General features: G+C 61.3%; 12 protein-coding genes and 1 pseudogene. 5 read left to right on the forward strand and 8 right to left on the reverse strand.

The window, feature by feature from the left end:
- Positions 1 to 261 precede the first annotated feature (261 nt).
- The 3 genes from LJE91_10125 to LJE91_10135 all read right to left on the reverse strand — a co-directional run bounded on the left by LJE91_10125 (position 262) and on the right by LJE91_10135 (position 3,317).
- Complete coding sequence (locus tag LJE91_10125; protein MCG6869052.1) at positions 262 to 465, reverse strand: hypothetical protein; 204 nt, start codon at positions 463 to 465, stop codon at positions 262 to 264.
- Positions 466 to 874: 409 nt separating this feature from the next.
- Positions 875 to 2,971, reverse strand: coding sequence for a polyphosphate kinase 1 (gene ppk1 / locus LJE91_10130; GenBank protein MCG6869053.1), 2,097 nt, complete (start codon positions 2,969 to 2,971; stop codon positions 875 to 877).
- Between the two features lie 40 nt (positions 2,972 to 3,011).
- Entirely contained in the window at positions 3,012 to 3,317 is a 306-nt protein-coding gene (locus LJE91_10135; GenBank protein MCG6869054.1) for a hypothetical protein, read from the reverse strand.
- A 344-nt stretch (positions 3,318 to 3,661) separates the two neighbouring features.
- Here LJE91_10135 and LJE91_10140 point away from each other — a divergent pair, with 344 nt between their 5' ends.
- The 5 genes and pseudogenes from LJE91_10140 (at position 3,662) to LJE91_10160 (ending at position 9,781) form a co-directional block, all read left to right on the forward strand.
- Entirely contained in the window at positions 3,662 to 4,777 is a 1,116-nt protein-coding gene (locus LJE91_10140) for an ATP-grasp domain-containing protein (GenBank protein MCG6869055.1), read from the forward strand.
- Between the two features lie 66 nt (positions 4,778 to 4,843).
- Positions 4,844 to 5,785, forward strand: coding sequence for an isoaspartyl peptidase/L-asparaginase (locus tag LJE91_10145; GenBank protein ID MCG6869056.1), 942 nt, complete (start codon positions 4,844 to 4,846; stop codon positions 5,783 to 5,785).
- A gap of 95 nt (positions 5,786 to 5,880) precedes the next feature.
- A pseudogene (locus LJE91_10150) lies at positions 5,881 to 5,997 on the forward strand (QacE family quaternary ammonium compound efflux SMR transporter).
- Positions 5,997 to 6,458 (forward strand): YaiI/YqxD family protein, encoded by a 462-nt coding sequence (locus LJE91_10155; protein MCG6869057.1) that lies wholly within the window; start codon positions 5,997 to 5,999, stop codon positions 6,456 to 6,458. The pseudogene LJE91_10150 and the gene LJE91_10155 overlap by 1 nt, the downstream one beginning before the upstream one ends.
- Positions 6,459 to 6,814: 356 nt before the next feature.
- Positions 6,815 to 9,781 (forward strand): patatin-like phospholipase family protein, encoded by a 2,967-nt coding sequence (locus tag LJE91_10160; GenBank protein MCG6869058.1) that lies wholly within the window; start codon positions 6,815 to 6,817, stop codon positions 9,779 to 9,781.
- A 48-nt stretch (positions 9,782 to 9,829) separates the two neighbouring features.
- Here the strand turns inward: LJE91_10160 and LJE91_10165 are convergent, their stop codons facing one another.
- The 5 genes from LJE91_10165 to LJE91_10185 form a co-directional block, all read right to left on the reverse strand.
- A complete protein-coding gene (locus tag LJE91_10165) occupies positions 9,830 to 11,020 on the reverse strand; it encodes a zinc ribbon domain-containing protein (protein ID MCG6869059.1) in 1,191 nt (396 codons plus the stop codon).
- A gap of 31 nt (positions 11,021 to 11,051) precedes the next feature.
- Positions 11,052 to 12,164: an SPFH domain-containing protein gene (locus tag LJE91_10170; protein ID MCG6869060.1), complete on the reverse strand. Its 1,113-nt coding sequence runs from the start codon at positions 12,162 to 12,164 to the stop codon at positions 11,052 to 11,054.
- Between the two features lie 4 nt (positions 12,165 to 12,168).
- Positions 12,169 to 13,338, reverse strand: coding sequence for a toxic anion resistance protein (locus tag LJE91_10175; GenBank protein ID MCG6869061.1), 1,170 nt, complete (start codon positions 13,336 to 13,338; stop codon positions 12,169 to 12,171).
- Positions 13,339 to 13,566: 228 nt separating this feature from the next.
- Positions 13,567 to 14,442, reverse strand: a complete 876-nt coding sequence (locus tag LJE91_10180; protein ID MCG6869062.1) for a 5-bromo-4-chloroindolyl phosphate hydrolysis family protein — start codon at positions 14,440 to 14,442, stop codon at positions 13,567 to 13,569.
- On the reverse strand, positions 14,439 to 14,618 hold the full coding sequence (locus LJE91_10185; protein ID MCG6869063.1) for a hypothetical protein: 180 nt from the start codon (positions 14,616 to 14,618) through the stop codon (positions 14,439 to 14,441). Before LJE91_10185 ends, LJE91_10180 begins: the two co-directional genes overlap by 4 nt.
- Between the last annotated feature and the right edge of the window lie 1,005 nt (positions 14,619 to 15,623).

The following is a 15,623-nucleotide window of genomic DNA, read 5'->3' on the forward strand; positions in this document are numbered from 1 at the left end:
ACATACCATCCTGCTTGTCTTTGTCGTCCGTCCTCTGTGTTGCGACAACCGTTACATAGTTCGACTATGCGCCTGTTGTCGCGCCTTGATGACGAACGAAAATCCGGCGCGATCCGGTATGTCATTTTCCGGCAATCGCCTAAGGCGAGAACCCGGGGAACGGCATCCGTTGCCGTTCCCCGGGAATAAAGACTCGAATCCGGGACTGATTGTCCCCTTCCCTCTCCCTGTCCTTTCCCCGTCGAGAACCCGGGTTCCGGCTCAGCAGCCGGTGTAGTCGCCGTACCGGCTTAGCACCATCGACTCGATGTCACGCTCGTAAGCGCCAAACCGGGAAACGGCCTCGGACTCCGGTACGCTTTCTACCGGAACGAGCTGGAATGACTCATAACCGTAGGGCTCGTAATCGTCATCGGAGTGAAGGATCGACTTTTCGTATGCGGGACAGTTGAAGTCATCGCTCATGGCTGATCTCCTGCAGCTTCGTAAAGGGCTTGGCCTGCACTACGGTAGAAGCAACCACCATGCCAGCGCATCCCAATCCCGAGACCTGGCGTCGCAAATCCCCGAATGCGTCCCGCCACGAGCGATCTGCATCCATTCACGAGACTTGATTCACGCCGGATTCAGCGAGTGTGCTGACGACTACTGCGCCTCATTGCGAGGCAGACGCGCACAAATGCAGTGCAAAAGCCGAAGCCGCGCATCGAATCCCGATTCATTTACGCTGACATATCCGGTCCCGATCCGCACAGCGTCCTGCGCGGGTATCAAGGACGAGCCTGATCCGGACACCTATTTCGATTTCCCGGTGGAGTAGCCCGCAGTGGCGCTGGTTCGACCGCCGCACCACCCTCGGCGGCTGCCGGAGGCACTACCCGCCATACTGCTTCATCAACCACTCCTGCGCGGAAAACGGTTCCTCGCCCGCCGCCGGCTGCACGGACCGGTAACTGCCGTCCGGCTCGAGCGTCCAGGCTCCCGCGGTATCCCTGAGGTACACATTCAGGCCTTCCTCGTAGACCCGCCGGAACAGCGCCGGTTCGCGCACCGGGAAACAGGTCTCCACGCGACCGAGGAGGTTGCGCTTCATCCAGTCGGCACTGGCGAGAAAGAGCTCCGGATCACCGTCGTTGCCGAAGAAGAACACACGGTGATGCTCGAGGTATCGACCGAGTATGGAACGTACCCGGATCGTTTCGGATAGCCCCGGCACCCCCGGGCGCAGGCAACAGATGCCACGCACGATCAGGTCGATCTGCACGCCCGCCTGCGAGGCCTCGTAGAGGGTTTCGATGATCTTCTTTCCCTGCAGTCCGTTCATCTTGGCGACGATGCGCGCCTGCCTCCCCTCCCGCGCGTGCTTGGCCTCTCGCTCGATGCGCTGAATCAGCCCCGCGTGAAGGGTGAAGGGGGATTGCAGCAAGACCTCGAGACCCTCGGTGGTGCCGAGGCTGGTGAGCTGCTGGAAGATCCGCGCGCAATCCCTTCCCAGGGCCTCGTTGTCGGTGAGCAGACCAAAATCGGTATAGAAACGCGTGGTGATCTGATGATAGTTGCCAGTACCCAGGTGCATGTACCGCCGCAAGCCGTATGGCTCCCGACGCACCACCAGGATCATCTTGGCGTGAGTCTTAAGGCCCACCACCCCGTAGACGACGTGCGCACCCGCCTCCTGCAACCGGATCGCCTGCCGGATGTTGTTATCCTCGTCGTAACGGGCCCTGACCTCCGCCACCACCGTCACCTCCTTGTGGTTACGCGCCGCGCGCGCCAGGGCGTCGATGATGGCGGAGTTCTCCCCGGTTCGGTAGAGCGTCATTCGAATGGCCAGTACGTTCGCGTCCACGGCCGCCTGGCGCAGAAAATCGATGACCGGCGCGAAAGACTGGTACGGATGGTGGAGAAGGATCTCGCCCTGACGGATACGGCCAAACAGGCCGACAGGCGCGTCGCCGTGACCGGGATGCCGCGCCGGTGTCGTCGATCCCTCGGGAAGCGGGGCGGGAGAGAACGGTGGAAACTCCAGATCGGCGCGACCCGCCAGACCGGGGACGGTGCTGAGACGCGGCAGGTTGACCGGCCCGGCCACCTGGTAAAGTGCCTCGGAGGGCAGCTCGAACTGGTCCAGCAGATACTCGGACATCTCGGGAGGACAGGTGTCGGAGACCTCGAGACGGATCGGGTCGCCGTAGTCCCGGTGCGACAGTTCCCCCTCCAGGGCCGAGGCCACATCGTCGACCACCTCCTCGTCGACAAACAGATTGGTGTTGCGGGTAAGACGGAACTGGTGACATCCCCTGACCTGCATCCCCGGAAACAGTTCGTCGACATGCGCGTGCAGGATAGAGGAGAGGAAAACGAAGTTCTTGCCGTCACCGAGTTTGGAGGGCAACTCCATCACGCGAGGCAGCGAGCGCGGTACCCGGACCACCGCCATGTCGCTCGCGCGCCCGAAGGCATCCCTGCCCGACAGGGAGACGATAAAGTGTAGCGTCTTGTTGAGTACCCGGGGGAAGGGGTGCGAGGGATCGAGACCCAGGGGCGTCAGCACGGGCTGCAGGTAGTTTTCGAAGTAGTCCTTCAACCATCTCTTTTGCCGGGAGGTCCACCGAGAGCGGTGGAGGAAGTGAATCCCCTGTTGCTTCAGTTCCGGGATCAATAGCTCGTTCAGCACCCGGTACTGGTTGGCGACCAGACCGTGAGCGCGCTCGTGCAGCATCTTTACGGCCTCGGTGGGCCGCATGCCGTCGGGAATGGTGCGCGCCGCAGGATTTCGGGTCAGTTCCAGTATCGCCGCCAGACGGACCTCGAAAAACTCGTCCATGTTGCTGGCGGAGATACACAGGAACTTAAGACGCTCGAGAAGCGGGTTCGACTCGCGCTCGGCCAGCGTCAGCACTCGCTGGTTGAACTCGAGCAGGCTGGCTTCCTGATTGAAAAAGCGCGGTTCCGATGAAGGGTTACTCATCCGGATCGTCTCCGTTAATATCCACCAGCCACTTCATAATTTATCGTTTGTCGCTCGAAATCCTTGCCGGAGCCTGAATGGTCGGTCGACGTGACTCACGGCGCGAAAGCCCGCCAGGCGTCAGGACCCCGTCTCGAGCGTCTTGAAAAACAGGGCTGCGATGAATCCGGACCGGGTCGAGCAACTGGATCGCGCCGCCTCCGAATGCCATCAAGGCCGCGACGGTGCGATCCTCGGGGATCCAGAACCTCGCCGCGATCGCCCCCAGGATCGGTGACAGGGCGCTGAAAACGCCGATACCGAAAGCGTTACCGGCAAGCGTCCAGTCGATCAGGTCCTCATTCATGGCGTCTTCTCACGGTTCTGCAAACCAGCCCGAGGCACGTGATTCTGCCTTCTACCAGAACCGTTCGCCAGTGAATTCCCGAAGGCAATCGCTCCCGTTCCGCACCGGGCTGGGGGACAGGTCCGGAGCGCGACGGGCGGCCGGCAATCTGGGTGCATACACGGGCGGAACGTCCCATATCGGGGCAAAAACTCCTGCCTAGGTTCGGGACTTGCCCCGCATTAGTGCGCACTTCCCGGAAATCCCCCTGCTTTTTGCAGGCCTGATTCTTGCAGTCCTGAACGGTATTAGGAGCTGTCCCTCAAGGGCTCCCGGTCCCGTCGGACAAAGAGGAAATAAGAATTATGTCGGTTGCCATCGATCACGGTTACCTGCCATCTGGCAAGTACATCATCAACCACGACATCATGAACTGCACGGCGAAAGGCGTCGTCGGAAATCACCTTTATTCTGGGCGCGCACTGGGATTGTCCGAGCCCTGTGACCTCATTCAGCTGCATCCGGACCTCAAGCCCCTGTGGTCGGACATCACGGATCACTATTCGCGCATCGGACTCAGCCACAGCGAGAACGTCATCTGGGAACTGGATCTCAGGCATCTGGGCAAACACATCGGACACCGCCCATCGGTATTCTTCTTCGGTCCGCACGAGAGTATGTACTGGGGAGATCATCAGTGGCTGGAGACCGTCGAATACATCAATTCGAAGAACAACTTCATCGCCCTGGCAAGGCAGCTTGGTGTCGATGTCCCTCAAACCTGGTGTTTCGACAGCGTCACGGAGATCGGCCCGCGACAGATGGCCGAGTTCGTCTACCCGTGCTATCTGAAGGCCGCGGTCTCGGTGGCCGGCGTGGGAATCCACCGTTGCGAGAACGAGGCCGGGTTTTTCGCCGCCAGGGGCCTGTTCGACAGGGACGCGCCAGTTCAGGTGCAGGAGGAAGTCAAGACGGACACATTCCTCAACCTGCAGTACCGGGTCATCGGCAAGGACGTCGTCCGTCTCGCGGCCAGCGAACAGATACTGAAGGGGTTCGAACACCAGGGTAATCGGGTGCCCGCAAGCCATGAACCCTGGGGAGCCGTCGATAAGATGGCGTACTGGCTGAAGGATAACGATATGAAAGGAATCTTCGCCTTCGATCTGGCCGTGGTACAAACCGATCGGGGCCTGCGTTTCCCCGCCATCGAGTGCAATCCGCGATTCAACGGCGCCTCCTATCCGACCATGATCGCCCAGAAACTCGACATCCCCGAGTGGCGCTCGATCACCATGGCGACCCGCCACAGGAGCCTGGATGCCATCGACCTCAAAGGCCTCGAGTTCGATATGCGCTCCGGCGAGGGTGCGATCGTCGTCAACTGGGGTACCGTGCTGTCGGGCAAGCTGGGTGTGCTGCTGGCGGGCTCGCAGGTATTCCAGAAGGCGTTGGAAGTGGAATTGAAATCACGTCTCTGATACCGTTGCCCGCACTGTCGCGGGGCCATCGAGGGCCCCGCACCCCTCACCTCCGACAGGGCTTCTATGGGCCACAATGGCACCTATTCGCTCATGGTTCACGGCGGAGCCGGGGCGCTCGATAACGTCAAAGACGACAAGACCGCGGTACGCTACCTGGAGAGTATACGTCGAACCCTGGAGCACGGACGCGAGATCCTGAAACTTGGCGGCTCTTCACTGCAGGCGGTCGAGGCCTGCGCCTCCCTCCTGGAGGACGATCCCGTTTTCAACGCGGGCTGCGGTTCGGTGCTGAACGAGGCCGGTAAGGTAGAAATGGACGCCGCCATCATGGATGGCCGCAACCTGGCTGCGGGTGCCGTGGCCGCCGTCGACAATATCGCCAACCCGGTACAACTCGCTCGCCTCGTCATGACCGAGAGCGAACACGTCATGCTGATTGCCGAAGGGGCCATGCGATTCGCCGATCATTGCGGTATGGCGCGTACGCCCGAGCATTATTTCTATACCCCGGATCGCCTCGAACAACTGAAAAAGGCCCGGTTGAAGCACAAGATCATGCTCGACCATGACGATCTGGAAGAGGACAGCGAAGACCAGAAGTACGGGACCATCGGCGCCGTCGCGCGCGATCCCAACGGCAATCTCGCCGCGGCGACCTCGACCGGCGGGATCGTCAACAAGCGGATGGGTCGTGTAGGCGATTCACCCATCATCGGGGCCGGGGTCTACGCGGATAACGAAACCTGCGCCGTCTCGGCGACCGGATACGGAGAGGACTTCATGCGCTCGGTCATCTCCAAGACGATCGCCGATTTCATCGACATGAAGGAGATGGATGCCGAAGCCGCCACCCGCGCCGGGATCGACTACCTGACCCGCAAGGTCAACGGGCGCGGCGGCTTCATCGTCATCGACAGAAACGGCAACTGCGCGAGCGCCTACACCACGAAAAAAATGATCCATGGCTGGATCGAGCACGGCGGAGAGATCTTTGTCCGGTTCTGATGGCTCCTTGCCAACGCCAACGCCGATGCCCGGCCGCCGCAACGGTGCGATCGAACGCGATCCCGCGATCTGGAGATGACCACCGCACACCTGTGCTGGTGGCCGTGATTCTGTACAGACAGGTTCCGGATCTCCCCGCTCTGATCGGCATGGGTCTTATCGTCGTCGGCGTAGTGGTCATCAACGTCTTTTCAAAGACCGCGGGGCATTGATGGAGATCTGGGTCGACGCGGACGCCTGCCCGAAGGTCATTCGCGACATATTGTTCAAGGCCGCGACACGGACCGGCGTGACGCTGACGCTCGTTGCAAATCAGTACATCAACACGCCGCCTTCTCCGCGCATCCGTGCCATCCAGGTATCGCCGGGATTCGACGTGGCCGACAATGAGATCGTGAAACGCGCCGAACCCGGCGACCTCGTCATCACCGCCGACATCCCGCTGGCCGCTGAAGCGATCGACAAGGGGGCGCACGCGCTCAATCCGCGCGGCGAGTTCTACTCGAAGGACACCATCCGTGCGCGCCTGAACATGCGGGACTTCATGGATACCCTGCGGGGCAGCGGCGTGCAATCCGGGGGACCGCCCGCCCTCGGGCAGCGCGACCGGCAGAACTTCGCCAACGAACTGGACCGTTTTCTCGCCAGGCACGCAAAACCCAAGACATCCTGAATCGCGCGGGATTTTCCCTGCGTACGGTTAAACTCACCGCCATTACCCGTCGCCATGCGTCGTAGATCCCTGACCTGGTATCCTGATATGAGGTTTCGTCCCCGGTCGAGGTCCAGAATGTCCCGGTCGCGACGGGGTGCGCCGGTGCCGCCTTGCCATCGACTCCATGGGCTCTGCAACGGAACGGCCACGATTGTCTCGAAAACCCCGGGGACCCTTCTCATTGGCTGAGGCAGGCGGGCGTCAGGGTTGCGGCCAGCTATAATCAGTCATCATGTCATCGCCATTCAACGGCGCTGCAAATACGGAATCTTTTCGCCGCGTCGCCCAGCAGCCGGCGTGATAGTGGGAACATCGTGGACACCGTTTTTCAGTTTTTCTTCCACCAGATTCCAGGCTGGATCAACCAGTTTTTCAGAGTCCTGGACTTCCGCGCCAACGCAAGTTATGGCACGCCGTTGCATGGTGCCCTGGGATTTCAGGGTCACGCGCCTGCATCCGTCTTGCTGCTGATTCCCATTGTGTGGTTCGTGGCCGCGGGGATTAGCGCCGCACCCTTCGACTGGTTCAAGACTTGGCCCGGCGCAGACAGCGCTGCGGGAATCCTGCTCATTTTCCTTGCGGCCCTGCTGCTGGTATTTTTCGGCTGGCTCGGGAGCGATTACTACAGCGAGAAGCATCTCGGTCTCGCGGAATGGGCTGTCTTGGTTACGGCCGCGCTTGCAACATGGTTTTTGTTTGCGCCGCCGGTATTCCCGGCCTCCGGCACAGGATGGCTAAGGGAGTGGCTGATCGGCGGTTCCGGGGCCCGGGAAGCCGACGGGGCACCGTACCGTCACGCGTTCATTCCCTTTGCACTCGGTTTGGTGACGGTGTCACTCATACTTGCTCACTGGCTGTCGCGAAGACTTTTCCCCTTCCATAAGCTGTCCTGGAGCAGGGCGAATCGGGAGCTGGCAAACACGCTACCGAAGGTGGACCTCACCATCCCGGACGACGTACCTGCACGCACGACGTTAGTCAATGCGCTCCACGCATTGATCAATGGCCCTCTCTATCATCCGTTGCATCTTTTTCTGCCGTCGGCGTTAGGGGTGTTTCTGGCAAGGAGCTGGGATCAGGCCATCGTCACAGGGGTTCTGCTCTTCCTGGCATCGTTCCTTGTGCTCGCGGCGGGTTCCGTGCATGACCGCTGGGACGTCATGATCAAGGTCGTCCATCGCTGGTTCTTCGTGGGCGGTCAGCTCGTGGTGTCACTCGTGGTCATCGGATTGGCGACGGCACGCGTTCTCGATGTTCAATACGTTTCCACTGTCCTGGATACGCAGTCCTCGGTCGTCGTGATGTTGTACGTGGTGGCGGCATATACGCTGTTCTGGTTCAACGAGTACTGGATCAACCGCATGCTTTGCGAACGCCTGATCGCAGTGTTTCGGTGTGCATCGATCGGTGTCAAGCGCGAAGCTTCGTTCCGGCAGGTGTCTTCCGGCCGTGTGGCGTTCCAATTGTTGCCCGAGTCCGGGGCGAAAGGTTCGCGTTGCGTTCAGATCCACGCGGGAGCGCGCTTTGTCGAGATCGCCAGCGAACCTGAGGGCACGCATTGCGAGGCCCCCGGAGAAGCAGCTTTCGAGAAGCTGGAACTGTTCGCGCGGCTGATTGAACAGACTGAAAAGGAAGGCGGGACATCGGTCGCGCACACGGCTAACGCCGCAGATGATACCGGCAACGCGCGTCGGGCCTATAACGATCTCAAAAATCGCGTCAAGCTGTATTTCAATATTCTCAATCTCGTACTCGTCACGGGCTTTGCCATCTTTGCCTGGTCGCTTTATCGAACGGTCCCGGTGCCCCTGGAAGAAACGTACGCCTTGCCTGAATCGAGTCACGCTAGCGCATTGGCGCTGTTCGATCTGCGCAAGCGATTGCTTCCCGGTGCAAAGAACGGACGCGTTGTTATGGTTGCTGCCTCGGGGGGCGGGACACGCGCGGCATTCTATACCGCCTCTGTCCTATACGGTCTTCAGCGGATGAATGCCCTGAACGATTTAGTTCTTGCCAGCGGCGTATCCGGAGGATCCGCGGCGCTTGCGTACTACGCCATACACCACAACCAACTGCGGAGTGACCAACAATGGCGTGCCTTTCTGGAAACCATGGGAGAGGAGTACATTCAGGATGTACTGGAAGGTGTGCTGGAATGGCGCATTGTGGGCAGCGCACCACTTGGGCAATTGCTCAAGGAGAGCATGGACCGCCGGTTTTACGCTGACGGAAGTGCGGACGTGCAGTACACTCTCGGGGAAGTGACGGACTTCGGTCTGATATTCAACACGGCACTGGCCGGCCACCCCTATTCCGTATCGAAACCACTCGAAGAGAACTTCGCACCGAAGCCGGATGCATTCCGTCGCTCATATGGCACGGAATCGGGTGGCCGCCTGATCTACACCAACCTGAATCCGGCAACGGTTCGTTTTCCACGGGTAGATACGAGCGTTGCCAATCCGAATGCGGTTGGTAGCGATTGGAGTCTGCACTACGTCGCGTTGCATGACCCGCGCGTGCGCTTGACCACCGCGGCGGCTTCGAGCGCCAACTTCCCACCGGTTTTTTCGAACCTGCCGATCGACATACAAGATGGGCAGGAAGTGACTCCCGGCCGCTATTGGGTAACCGACGGCGGCGCCACGGATAATCGCGGGTTGGTCTCATTGCTGATGGCGCTTCGAAGCGCATTGATTGACAGATCCGGTACCTGCCTGGCCGGTGGGGAGGGTGGCGACCCCGCCGGATTGCCGGATATTCATATCGTAGTTGCGGAAGCCTCTGCCATCACGGTCGATTACATTGACGATCGCGGTATCGGCGCAAAGTTCGGCGCGGCCGACAAGTTTGCCAGCCGGCTCATGGACGAACTGATGGCAGATATCAGGTCCTGCTACGTTGATACCGGCGGCGGAAGAGTGGAACTTTACTACCTGGGCATGCCGCTGGTGTTCCGTAGCCGGGGAGGCGTGGGTACCCATTGGATGATGCCAGAACGCGTCGTTCTGGCCGATCCCAAGGAGCCCGATCCGGAGAAGTTCAAGTGGTATCGTAGGCTGGCGGGATTATCGAATTCGGCCACCCTGGAAGTACACCGCGACCGACTCGCGAGTCTGATTGAGGAACTGCACGATCCGGATCGGCCATTCTGCTCGTCCGAAGCGTCCGCATTGCGGGAACAGGACGAAGTGCGGGCCTGGATCTGCACCGACCAGAACCATCGCCGCGAATGGAATCGAATCAAAGCGAATCTGGCGTCGGAAACCGGACCCAAGTGACCCCTGGAAGCGAAATACGGAGTTCCGAGAGCGTCTATCCTGCTGCCATCACCGCCAGTCCTGACGCTGATCGTAATGCGGCTCGTAGTAAATCTCCGACCCGGTTCCGGGATTCGCCTTCTCGTACTCGGTCCAGGCCCAGAATGCCCCGGCCGCGAGGAGTAGCGCCAGCACCGCCGCGAAGCCGATCTTCCAGGGGCTGTAGGGGCGGTCCCCCAGCACCTTGCCGGTTCGCCCGTTGACCGCGAACTCGTAGGCCTTGCCCTTGAAGCGGAATCCGGCCGACCAGGCAGGCAGGAGCAGGTGTTTGAAGGTCGTGTTGCGGTGCTGTGTGTCGAGCCGGTGGATTCGCTGGGCGTCACCGCCGATGTCGCGCGCGATGTCGGCGCGGATGATGCCGTCCATGATCCGTCGCGCCTGTGCGAATCCCTCGTCCAGGTCCACCTGGTAGAGCTGGCTGGAGAACCCGCTCAGGTACTCCTCCCGATACGGCTCCAGGTTCTGCAGGTCCCAGGGCGCAAGCCCGTCGGTGATCTTTCGCGGTAGCGTGTTCGTCGCCCCGACCAGGACATCGTCGAAGAACCGCGAGACGCGTCCGCTGACGGGGGTCCAGCGGATGCGCGTTTCCATCCGCGTCTGCACCGTCCTGCGGCCATTGACGACCACGGTGACCTGCCTCGGCACCTGGTAGGCGTCACCCCGCTCGCCCGTGTACCGCGTCGTCGTGTCGGAATCGTAGGTCCAGTAAGGGACGTAGAGCCCCTGCATGCGCTCGGCGCCGCGCGCGAATCGCTTCAGGTCGTTGGGCGCGAACCACAGCTTGCCGATCCAGCGCCGGAAACTCTGCCGCGCCTCGCCCTCGGACAGCGAGAAGGGCAGCAACGACTCCGGCCGGTGGGGACGGGCGTCGGTCTTGAGCACCACCGGTGTCCCGCAGTACGGGCATGCTCCCGAGTGGATGTCCTGATCGAACTCGAACCGCGATCCGCAACTGTCGCACTTGACGGACAGGGGCTCGTCGGCGTCACGTGTCTTTGAACCTGCCCTGGACAATCCGTCGAGCGCGACCCTCAGATCGTATTCCCGGATCGGCTCGGGAGATGGCGGGATCGAGGTTTCGTGCTGGCAGTAGGGACACTGAAGATGGTCGGTGCCGGGCACGTAGGACTGCAGTGCCCCGCAATTGTCACACGGGAACTGGTGGCGGATCGTGTCGCTGCGCTTCTTTTTGCGGGGCACGCGGCGGGGCCGGTCGGAAGCCGTCCGGTGCTCAGGCGCCGGGAAGCGGCGGTGGCACCGCGGCGAAGGCCTCGGCGAGTTCCGGGACCTGCCCCGCCGGCGTCCACTCGACGAGTTCCTTGCTCCAGACCAGGGCGTCGCGGCCCAGCTTGCGGGACGTTATCTTCTCCACCAGCCGGTCGAACTCGAAGGGCCCCTGCGGGTGACCGTCGCGGGAAGTGAAATACTTTGCCGAACGGGGTGCCGCGGAACCGGGCAGCGGCGGTGGGACCGCCGCGGTCTGCCCGCCCTGCCCCATCGACCCCGCCATCCGGTTCGCCAGCGCGAATCCGATACCCAGACCCACGCCTTCGCCAGCGCCGCCGGACGGGTTGGCGGCGGCGGTCGTCATGGCCTCGGCCGCCTGGTAGGTGGCGTAATCACGCAGGTTGCCGATCACCCCCATGCTGGTGCGCTTGTCCAGCGCCTGTTCGACCAGGGGCGGCAGGGAGATGTTCTCGACCAGGAGGTTGGTCACGTCCAGCCCGTAGGCGAGGAACTCCGGCCGGATCTTGTTGGTGATGTAGGTGCCCAGATCCTCGTAGTTCGCCGCGAGGTCCAGCACCGGGATGCCGGACTGTCCGATCACGGTGGCAAAGCGCGAGACGATCAGGTTGCGCAACTGGTTGGTGATCTCATCGGTCGTGAAATGGCCGTCGGTGCCGACGATCTCGGTGAGAAAGGTCACCGGCTCGCTGATGCGCATGGAATAGGTCCCGAAGGCGCGCAGCCTGACGGGTCCGAACTCGGGGTCCCGCAGCATGACGGGGTTCTTGGTGCCCCATTTCCGGTCGGTGAACCGGCGGGTGTTGAAGAAGTAGACCTCTGCCTTGAAGGGACTCTCGAAGCCGTGGGTCCAGCCCTGCAGGGTGGAAAGGATCGGCAGATTGTTGGTCTTGAGCTCGTACATCCCGGGATCGAAGACATCCGCGACCTTGCCCTCGTTGACGAACACCGCCGCCTGCGAGGGGCGCACCGTCAGCTTCGCCCCGTACTTGATCTCGTTACCGTAGCGCTCGAACCGGGAGACCAGGGTATCGTTGGAGGAATCGGTCCACTCGATGACGTCGACGAACTCGCCGAAGAGCTTGTCGAAGAGTCCCATGATCCTAGGCCCCCTTCGATTCGCCCGCCGCTTCCCCGGCGACCGGTTTCGCCCGGGCGCTCGCGGCCGTCAGGGCCTGCTTCAACTGTTCCTCGTAGGTCTGCAGCTCGATCACGGCGCTCTCGCGCAGTCGCTTGCCCTCGTCGGCGATCTGCAGACTCTCCTCGATGGTCGCGATCAGGGTGTCGTTGGCGCGTTTCACCGACTCGATGTCGAAGGCCCCGCGCTCGATCTGCTTGCGCGCCTCGGCGGTGGCGATCTTGAGGTTCTCCGCGTTCTGCTCGAGGAGTTCGTTGGTGAGATCGGTGGCGGCCTTGACGGTCTTCGCGGCATCGCCGGATCGGAAGATCGTCACCGCCGTGGCCAGTTGCTGGCGCCACAGGGGCACGGTGTTGACCAGCGTCGAATTGATCTTCGTGATCAGGCCCTTGTCGTTCTCCTGCACCAGGCGGATCCCGGGGAGGCTCTGCATCGTCACCTGACGCGTGAGGCGCAGATCATGGACCCTGCGTTCCAGGTCGTCACGCGAGGCGCGCATGTCCCGCAGCTCCTGGGCCTTCAACATCTCGCCGCTCGCCTCGGCCTCGGCCGCCATCGCGGGGATCGCCCCGTCGTCGAGTTCCTTGAGCTTCTTCTCCCCGGCGGCGATGTAGAGCTCCAGCTCGTGGAAGTACTGCAGGTTCGCCTTGTAGAGCCGGTCCAGCGACACGACGTCGGTGAGGAGTTTGGTCTTGTGCTCCTCGAGGTCGTCGGTGATCCCGTCGATCTGCTTGCGCACCTCCTCGTACCCGGCGAGGAACCTCGCCACCGGCTTGGCCCGGCCGAACAGGCGCGCGAAGAACCCCGACTTCTCCAGGGCGTCGGCATCGAATCCCCGCAGCGTGATCACCATCTCGTTCAGGGCGTTTCCCGCGGACCCGAGGTCCTTGTTGCGCACCCCTTCGAGCATGTTGTCCGACAGCTCGGTGAGGTGTTGCTGTGCGTTCGAGCCGAAGAAGATGATCGAGTTGCTGTCTTTGATGTCGATCTCTCCGGCGAGCGAGTCGACCCGATCGGCATCTTCGGCCGGCAACTGTTCGAGCGGCACGACGACCGCTTCGACCTCCTTCAGGTGCGGTGTCTCGAACAGATTGGAATCGATGTCTTGCGCGGTTGCGGTGGGCTTTTCGCTCATGATGCTCTCCGGGTTCTGTGACCTGCGGTCTCCGTCGAACCGACGGGTCGCGTATTTTTCCGAATCCAATCGATTGTGTGGTACTCGTGCGCAATTCTGAGGAGTCATGCGCTGGTGGACTGCGCTGTGCTTGTCCACCCTACCCCTCTCCTGACCGTACGAAATCATGCCGGGTAGGGTGGACAAGCGCAGTTCAGCGCAGTCCACCATTGCTGTCCAGGATGGACGCTATATGACCCCTTCCCGCTTGAGCTGCGTCGCCAGCACCTCGATCTGCACGTCCAGATCGAACACATCGTTCCTGAGCAGCTTTTCGTGCTGCTCGTCGAATACCTGCTCGATCGTGTCGAGGACGTTGCGGAAGTTCTGCTCGAGGTCCTCCGCGCCAGGATGCCGGTGAGTCTTCGCAAAGCCCTCGGTAACCTTCCGCGCCCCCTCCAGATAGGTGTTCAGGAACTTGCGCGCGCGCCGCAGGTCGCGCGGGTCGTCCTCGATGACGCCGAGGATCCCCCGGGCCTGTCCGGCGATATGCGAAAGGCGTTCCTTCAGTTCGGCGTTGTCGATTTCGCGGGCGGCGGATTCGATGCCGCGGATGCGCCCCTCCGCCTCTTCCAACGCCTCGACGACCTCCGCGGTGGTATACCCGGAACCGGTGAACGTGACCTTCTCCGCCCTGGGGTCGAAACCGTAGGTCAGATAGACCCCCAGTAACGCCACCAGCCCATAGGAGACGGCCATGATCAGGGACTCGTCCGCGCCGAACCAGGCGACCAGGGCTGTCGCGGCCGAGATCAGGATGGTGCCGATGAGTTTGAGCGGGATCCTGGGCGGTACGGCGATCTTCCGGCTCTCGTAGTCCTTCTCCGCGGCAAGCCCCACCCGCATGCCGAGGGCCCCGGCGAGGAACAGGGCAGAGACCAGGCTGCCGGCGAAAAAACCGCCAAAAGTGCCCTTGGCGAGGGCGACCACGGTGGCGAACAGGGCGGGCAGCGGCAGGATGAACAGAAGCAGGCCGCGCGTGCGCACCGAAGCGGGTTCCCGCGTGTAGGGACGCGAGTGCTTGCCCGGCTCGAAACCGTCCGGCGATCCGGCCCGATCGCTCACGAGCCAGCCTCCGCGCGTCCTTCCTGAGGATATGCACGTCCGACCGTCTGCTCCCCCCCCGTGTCATTCCCCGAGAACTGCTGTAACAGCGCCTGACAGCTCGCCAGCCAGATGGAAACGACCATCAGAAATACGCCAATCGAGCGGCGCAGCACGACTTTGCTTTGAATGGACATAGACCACGGCCTCTAAGCTTTCAAAAAGTACATTTATCGCTTTGTTTTGTATAGATTATTCAGACTTACCACTACAGCCTGAACAATTTTCGCGGCAGTAGTCCAACTAACGTCCGAATATTACCCCCAAGGAGCCTGCCATGTCCCTACCCGATCCCTACGACCTCATCGAGAGAGATGACGATGGACGCGCCCGACTGAATGCGAAGCAGGCCGCGTTCGAGCGGTTCGCCGGCAATTGGTAGACGTACTTGTGAAGCAGTAACCAAGTCCATGCGGGCACCCTCTGTCGGACTTGCAGACAGCTTCAAGCTACCGCTGAAACCGCCGCCCGCTAGAGCGCAGGGTCGCAGGCGGTCAAACCGATAACCTGAGCGGACTTGGTGCCTGCAGGGGCCGTGCTACCGGTAGGGGGAAGATTCTCGTGCAAAAGGTATCGCTCAAGCGATAGGTTTTCGGCTACCCGTGGCCCCCCGTGCGCGCGGGGGTTGGATATTCTTGACCCGGATCAAATATTGGCTCTACTGATGGCGGGAGAATGGATTTGTAAGGCAACCACGGAGATAAGGGGCTACGTTCATGGACGATTGGCTGATCGAATTTGTTGTGATAACTGTGGCGTTGGCGATTGCTGTGGCTATGACTGTTTAATCTACAGCCGCACCTGCCTCAGATACCGCCGGAATAAGGCGATTGCCGGAAAATGACATACCAGATTAACAGTAAAGATTACGGTAATCGCTTGCCTACATAGAGACTCAGACATGGGCTGACGGTCATGACAGGCGTATTAGGCGATTTCTGTCAAATGACATACCATCCTGCTTGTCTTTGTCGTCCGTCCTCCGTGTTGCGACAACCGTTACATAGTTCGACTATGCGCCTGTTGTCGCGCCTTGATGACGAACGATCCCGGCGCGGCGCTGTCCCTGCTTTGCTTGGGCACCGGTCTTGGGCTTCCTGCCCAAGCCGTTCACTGCTTCGCAGCTCACCCGGCGCGATCTG

The organism is Gammaproteobacteria bacterium (genome assembly GCA_022340215.1).
Taxonomy (GTDB): domain Bacteria; phylum Pseudomonadota; class Gammaproteobacteria; order JAJDOJ01; family JAJDOJ01; genus JAJDOJ01.